This window comes from Bacteroidia bacterium (assembly GCA_025056095.1).
Classification (GTDB): Bacteria; Bacteroidota; Bacteroidia; order JANWVE01; family JANWVE01; genus JANWVE01.
Genome location: JANWVW010000005.1, coordinates 26748 through 34126 on the forward strand (window position 1 = coordinate 26748; position 7379 = coordinate 34126).

Genomic DNA, 7379 nt, shown 5'->3' on the forward strand with positions numbered 1-7379 from the left:
ATGAAAAGCTATCAGTTGGAAGAGATACGTTCTTTTTTTAGAGGTAGCATTAAATATAACGAGCCCATGAGCAAACACACAACACTTAAAATTGGAGGTGAAGCAGATTATTTTTTTGAACCTGTGGACAAGCAAGATGTGATTGAGTTAGTTCAGTATCATTACAAGAATGGGCTACCGTATTTTGTTTTAGGTAAAGGGAGTAATATTTTAGTTAGCGATAGAGGTATTCGTGGTAGTGTAATTGCTATACGAGATACGTTAAGTTATTTGCAAGTAGAAGGGGAGTATGTTACTGTGGGTGCGGGGTACAATTTGCCGCGATTGGTATTAGATGTAATTGAAATGGGTTTTGAGGGGATTGAAAGTTTAGGGGGGGTTCCAGGTACAGTAGGAGGAGCAGTGATTATGAATGCAGGTGCGTACCAAAGAGAAATTTTTGATGTAATTACTCGGGTAGAGTGTTTGCGTGCAGGCAAGCATCTAAATCTTACTCGGGATGAGGTCAGCTTTGGATATAGGCAGACTGATCTTCGGGATAGTGTTATTTTGGAGATTACAATGCATCTTAAAAAAACGAATGATATTGAGAAAATTAAGCAAAAACGCAAAGTATTATTAGAAAAACGGTATCAGACACAGCCTTTGAATAAGCCGAATGCAGGTAGTATATTCAAAAATCCACCTAATGACTATGCAGGGCGATTGATAGAAGCTTGTGGCTTGAAGGGTTTTCAAATTGGTGGAGCAAAAGTAAGCCCCAAGCATGCTAATTTTTTAATCAATGAAAATAACGCCACCGCAGCAGACATGATAGCGTTAATTGAGAAAGTACGCACTTGCGTTTTTGAAAAATTTAATGTACTTTTGGAATTAGAAGTACAGTTAGTAGGTGAAGGTTTTTAATGGATAGGCAAAAAACCTTAGTAGGTAAGGATATTCAATTAGCCTTAGATCTACTCAAAAAGAATGAGTTGGTGGCTATTCCTACGGAAACGGTGTATGGTTTAGCGGCTAATGCGCTTAGTCCTGAAGCAGTGGTCAAGATATTTGAGGTCAAACAGCGTCCCTTTTTTGATCCTTTAATTGTACATGTGCATTCGGTAGAAGAGATTCAGAAGTACGTTACATACGTACCTATGGCTGTATATGAATTAGCCAAGTACTTTTCTGCGATTACGTACGTTTTACCTAAGCAAGATATTATTCCTGACATTGTTACTTCGGGACATAACACAGTGGGCATTCGTATTCCTGGTCATCCTTTGACTTTGGAGTTATTGAAAAAACTAGATTTTCCTTTAGCAGCACCTAGTGCCAATCCTTTTGGTTATGTTAGTCCTACCACGGCTCAGCATGTTTTAGACTCACTTGGAGGAAAAATTCCATACATATTAGATGGTGGTACATGTAAGATTGGGGTAGAATCTACGATTATTAGTTTTGAAACAGAAATTCCGACCATTTTACGTTTAGGTGGTACAACGGTAGAAACAATTGAGGAGATTATTGGCAAAGTAGATGTGAATATACAAAGCAAAAACAATCCTGATGCACCTGGAATGTTAGAAACGCACTACGCGCCGCATGTGCCATTGTATTTAGAAAAGTGCCCGCCTGAATACAGTTATGATGAAATTGGCGTTATTGCTTTTGAGCGTTATCATGAACGCGTACCTATTCATCAACAGTTTGTGCTTTCACCAACGGGAGATTTATCAGAAGCAGCACGGAATTTATTTCATGCTTTACGCAGTTTAGACAACATGCCCATAAAAGCGATCGTAGCTGAAATATTTCCTGAAAAGGGATTAGGCAAAGCAATTAACGACAGGTTGCGGCGGGCTTCTGTTAAAAGATTGCGTAAGTAGGGCAATTGCTATATTTTGTAAGCCATTGGTCATAATTTGAAAATACATATTTGGTAGATAGCAAGTGGTGTTTTAGTTTTGAAGCCATGAAGGCATTCTTTCTTTGTTTGTGTGGAATTCTACTTACAGCTACGATGTACGCCCAAAAAACAGGTGAAGTAAGAGGTTTTGTGAATAACGATAAGGATGGCTCGCCTGTACCTTTCGCTACAGTGTACTTAAAGAATACAACTTATGGGGCTAATACAGATATAAACGGCTTTTTTTCTATTTCTCGCGTACCTGTTGGGGAGTATGACTTAGTAGTAACCTGCATCGGTTTTGACACATTACAAGTGAGAGTAAAAATTAGTAATGAAAGCAAAACCAACTTAAAGCTCAATATAAAAGAACAAGCTATTGAGCTGCAGGCAATAGAAATAGCTGGGGAACAAGCAGAAAAAAAAGAAAAAACTTTGGTTTCTACTATTACCATCACTCCGCAAGAGATTAAGCGCATGCCTAGTATTGGGGGTGAACCTGATGTGCTGCAATACATACAAACAATACCAGGAGTAGTATTTACAGGGGACCAGGGGGGACAAATTTACATTCGCGGGGGAACCCCTATCCAAAACAAAGTCATTATGGACGGAGCAGTTATTTACAACCCTTTTCACTCTATTGGCTTATTCTCTATTTTTGATACAGATATTATCCGTAGCGTAAATGTTTACACAGGGGGGTTTGGAGCAGAATACGGTGGAAGAATATCCTCAATTATGGACATTACTACCCGAGATGGAAATAAAAAAGAGTACAAAGGTAGAATATCAGTTAACCCCTTTACTTCAAAAGTCTTGCTTGAAGGTCCTTTGGGTAAAAGAGAGAGAGAAGCTTCATTTTACATTACCAGCCGTACCAGCTATTTGGAACAGAGTAGTAAAATTTTTTACCCTTACATACGCCCCGGCGAGGGCTTGCCTTATAATTTTTTAGACGTGCATGCCAAAGTTTCTCTGTCAGGTAAGTCAGGTAATAAATTCAATGTTTTTGGCTTTCATAACACAGATAGAGTGAATTTACAATTTCCTTCTAAACTGCAATGGCGCCAATACGGAGGGGGAACAAACTTTTTGCTTTTACCTACTACGGCATCTACTATTATCAGTGGCAATTTTGCTTACTCTAATTACATTTCTGAAATTCAGGAAGCTAAAGGGTCTTATACACGCTCTAGTCAGATTGGAGGATTTAATGGTTCGCTTAATTTTTCTTATTTTATAGGCAAAAATGAAGTAAAAATCGGATTTGAGGTTTATGGTTTTACCACTAATTACAACTTTGTCAATGCACTAGGTGCAAGAATTAACCAAGAAGAATTTACAACCGAAGCAGCCACATTCATCAAATATAAAATTGCAAAATCTCGGTACATTTTAGAACCTTCTTTACGTTTTCATTACTATGCATCTAAAAACTATCCTTCACTTGAACCTCGTATCAGTGCTAAATATATTGTTACAGAATTTTTGCGAATTAAGGCAGCAGGAGGTAGATACTCTCAAAACTTTGTTTCAGCTAATTCCGATAGAGATGTGGTTAACCTGTTCCAAGGATATCTTTCTGCTCCCGAAGGGGATATTGCTAACCAAATCTATAATCACCCTATGCAAATTGCTTATCATGCTGTAGGGGGCTTTGAACTCGATGTTACTAAAAAAATAACTCTGAACATTGAAGGTTTTTACAAGAATTTTACCCAAGTAACTAATGTCAATAGAGATAGACTATTCCCCGAAGAGCCTCAATTTATTGCAGAAACAGGGCGATCTTTTGGGGCAGACCTTTCTACTAAATGGGAGACTAAGCACTATGCTTTTTCGTTGGCTTATACTTGGTGTAAAGTGGATAGAACTTTTTCTTACAAAGGCATAACTACTACCTACTACCCTGTGTTTGACCGTAGACACAATCTTAATACCGTGTTTAGCTATTTTTGGGGCACAGAACCTAACAAGTGGGAAGTAAGTATGCGATGGAACTTAGGTTCAGGGTTTCCTTTTACACAAACTCAAGGCTTTTTTGAAAAAATATTGTTTGAAAACATTACTTCAGACTATCTTACTCAAAATGGACAGTTAGGCATTTTGTACGCACCGCTCAATCAAGGGCGTTTGCCATACTATCACAGAATGGATCTATCCCTTAAATATACTCGTAAAATAGGAAAAACTGAATTAGAGGGAATTGCAAGCATTGTTAATGTATATAACCGCCAAAACATCTTTTACTTTGATAGAATACGTTACATTCGAGTTAATCAGTTGCCTTTTTTACCTGCTGTGGGAATTAACTTCAATTTTTAGAAATATCGTTATATTCCGAATTGAATACAGCTAATTGATAATCAACGGCTTTTCTATTGAAAAGTTGGCTATTTTTTAAGAAAAGCTTGTTTTTAAGCTACTAATTTGCTTCGGAATTGCGTAATTTACGTATAAGCAAAGAATAAATACGTGGGGCTATGTATTCAAAGCTGCTAACAAAGGTTTTTAGGAGATTTTTGTATGTGGTTTTAGGAAGTGTAATTTTGGTTGTTGCTTTTTTAATATGGGCAAAATGGCATATCAAAAATACTACAAGAGCACAAATTGTAAGAGATGTACATTCTGTCCCATATCATAAAACAGCTTTAGTTTTAGGTACCAGTAGATATTTACCACATCACATTCCTAATATGTATTTCAATTATCGGATACAAGCGGCATGTGAGCTATATTTTGCACAAAAAGTAAGTTATATTATTGTTAGCGGAGATAATCGAAGTGCATATTACAACGAACCCCGAGATATGCAGCAAGCTTTGATAGAAAAGGGAGTACCCAAAAAAGCAATTATCATGGATTATGGAGGTATACACACATTAGACTCTGTCATTCGGTGCAAGAAAATATTTGGACAAGATAAGTGTATTATCGTTTCTCAAGAATTTCATGTGGCCAGGGCTTTATTCCTTGCTAACCATTCAGGGATGAATTGTGTGGGATATCCCGCTAAAGATATTCCTTTGAAAGATGATTACAAAACTCATTTGAGGGAATATTTAGCTTGTGCTAAAGCTGTATTAAATATGTATTTATTTCGCCCTGCCCCTAAGTATCTCGGCAATCCTGTACGTATTGATACGAATAGTGTCCACCCTGTTGAAAAAGGAGGTGCGTAATGATTTTAGTAGTAGACAATGAAGATAGTTTCACTTATATTTTAGCCGATTACCTCAAACAATGCGCAGCACAAAATGAAGTCAAAACCATTTTTCATTATGATAAAAAGTCTATTAGGGCAGTTTTACCATATATAAAAGGTTTAGTAATATCTCCAGGTCCAGGCAGACCTGAACACAGTCAGGCAGATTTTGCTTATTGGTATGCTATTGAGCAGAATATTCCTGTACTAGGGGTTTGCCTTGGACATCAGTGGATAGGATACGCTAATGGTATGCGGATTATACCTGCACCTGAACCTTCACACGGTTACACAAGCCTTGTAACCCATAATCAAAAAGGGATATTTGCAAATATACCTGCTTCTATTCAAGTAATGAGATATCATTCCTTAATTGTCAGCTCGGCTTACATTCCTGATGGTATAGAAATTACAGCTCAAACTCAAGAGGGGATAATTATGGGTATGCAGTATAAAAATAAACCTGTATACAGTGTTCAGTTTCATCCCGAATCTGTGCTTACAGAGTATGGTTTACAGATAATACAAAATTGGGTAGATTTTTGTGAAACACGGTAGATAATAAAGGTAAGATTTTAAAAACTCACTTTAAAATACTTTTATTACATTTTTATTGCTTATTTGACTTTTTAAGGTTAAATTTGTGTTATAGATTAAATATTGATGCTGCGTATGAAAAATTCAATACTTTTGTTACTATCATACTTGTGGCTTTTGGCTTCTGCCCAAACTGTGTTTTGGTCAGAGAACTTCAATAATGGTTGCCTTGAAGGTTGCTTTGCTAATGCTTACGTAGGACCTAATGGCGCATGGAGTGTAAATAATGCAGGAGGTCCGAATGGTGGTGCTCCTAACCAATGGTTTGTAAGCTGTGCTGAGAATAACACAGGCGTAGGAAATTGTAGCGCAGCGTGCGGCACAAATGCCACCCTGCATGTAGGTGCAAACCCAAGCTCTTTTTGTACTTGTTGGGTTTGTTTTGGTCTAAACGGCGATTGTGGCGCTGCCTATGATGCTTGTAGTTTCAATCTTTGTGCAGGTAGCAGCCCTGCTACTAGCCGCAGAGCTTTTTCACCCAACATTAACACTGTAGGACAAACAGGTATTACATTGTCTTTTGTTTATATTGAGAATGGTGAAGGTAGTGCTGATAATGCTACTGTTCAGTACAGTGCAGATGGCGGAGCTACTTGGGTTAATCTAGTCGATCCTGCTAAAACAACTGTTTGTGGAAGCTCTGGACAAGGTGTATGGACAAGTCTTTCTATTGCTTTGCCCGCTGCTTGTGAAAATATCACTAATCTTCGTATTGGCTTTGTGTGGAACAATAATATAAACGGCGTAGGTGCAGATCCCTCTTTTGCTGTAGACGACGTACAATTGAGCGTAGGAAGCCCTTTACCTACTTTGTTTGCAAATTTCACTGTAAAAAATGAACACGATAAAAACTTTATCTATTGGCAAAATCATGGAAATAAGCGTGGAAAGTATTTTATAGAGCGTTCAAGTAATGGAGAAGACTTTTACACTATTGCTGCGTTTGAAAATGATGAAACATACTACGTTTACCTTGATGAAAATCCCTATAATGGTACTAATTTTTATCGCTTACATTTACAGGACAAAGATGGTAACCACTATTACTCACGTATTGAAAGTGTAGAGATACACGGATTACATCGTTTTGAAATAAGTCAAATATCATATCAAGCGCAGACTTTGAGTTACTTTGTCAATGCAGCAGAAGCAACGCCTTACGTGTTAAAATTATACGACATGACAGGTAAAGTAATACTCAATCTTTATCATCAAGCACAACCGGGAGCACACCAGTATTCGCATGAGTGCGGGGCTTTGGCTAAGGGAATATACCAAGCTGTTTTTATTAGCCAAAAGGGAATTGAGTACAAAAAGCTCTACGTACAGTAAAGTTTGCCATGTAGAGCGCGAAAAATGCTCACAGAGATTTATCAAAAAAGTCATCAAATCAGTATTGTAGGTTTAAGAAGGTAATTTCATTTTTTGGGCGTGCCCCTTGCTGACGCAAGGGTCGGGGCATTCCGCACTGCGCTTTCGCTTCGGTACTTCGCTACGCTTCGTACTGCCTAACGGCATGCTTCATGCCCCTCACGCAGATAACCTTTGCAGTTATGTCTTTACCTTGTTTAAGCTTGAAGTACAACTACTTACAAGCTAAAACTTTGCATAAGAAACAAAGAAACGATGGTTTCAGAGATCCCTTGCGTGAGGCATGCGAAGGGTGGGCGTAAGCCCAGTGCG

The 7379-nt window shown here is 38.0% G+C and carries 6 protein-coding genes; all 6 read left to right on the plus strand.

The genetic code is table 11. The features are described 5' to 3' along the window. The 6 genes from murB (at position 1) to NZ519_00925 (ending at position 7028) form a co-directional block, all read left to right on the plus strand. Positions 1-906, plus strand: coding sequence for a UDP-N-acetylmuramate dehydrogenase (gene murB / locus NZ519_00900; GenBank protein MCS7027297.1), 906 nt, complete (start codon positions 1-3; stop codon positions 904-906). Continuing rightward, a complete protein-coding gene (locus NZ519_00905) occupies positions 906-1871 on the plus strand; it encodes an L-threonylcarbamoyladenylate synthase (protein ID MCS7027298.1) in 966 nt (321 codons plus the stop codon). Before murB ends, NZ519_00905 begins: the two co-directional genes overlap by 1 nt. 86 nt (positions 1872-1957) lie before the next feature. Beyond that, on the plus strand, positions 1958-4219 hold the full coding sequence (locus tag NZ519_00910) for a TonB-dependent receptor (protein ID MCS7027299.1): 2262 nt from the start codon (positions 1958-1960) through the stop codon (positions 4217-4219). Between the two features lie 203 nt (positions 4220-4422). Then, on the plus strand, positions 4423-5076 hold the full coding sequence (locus NZ519_00915; GenBank protein MCS7027300.1) for a YdcF family protein: 654 nt from the start codon (positions 4423-4425) through the stop codon (positions 5074-5076). Beyond that, positions 5076-5657, plus strand: coding sequence for an aminodeoxychorismate/anthranilate synthase component II (locus NZ519_00920; GenBank protein ID MCS7027301.1), 582 nt, complete (start codon positions 5076-5078; stop codon positions 5655-5657). Before NZ519_00915 ends, NZ519_00920 begins: the two co-directional genes overlap by 1 nt. A gap of 114 nt (positions 5658-5771) precedes the next feature. Then, positions 5772-7028 carry a hypothetical protein gene (locus NZ519_00925; protein ID MCS7027302.1) on the plus strand — a complete coding sequence of 419 codons (1257 nt, stop codon included), beginning with the start codon at positions 5772-5774 and terminating at the stop codon, positions 7026-7028. Positions 7029-7379: the final 351 nt, after the last annotated feature.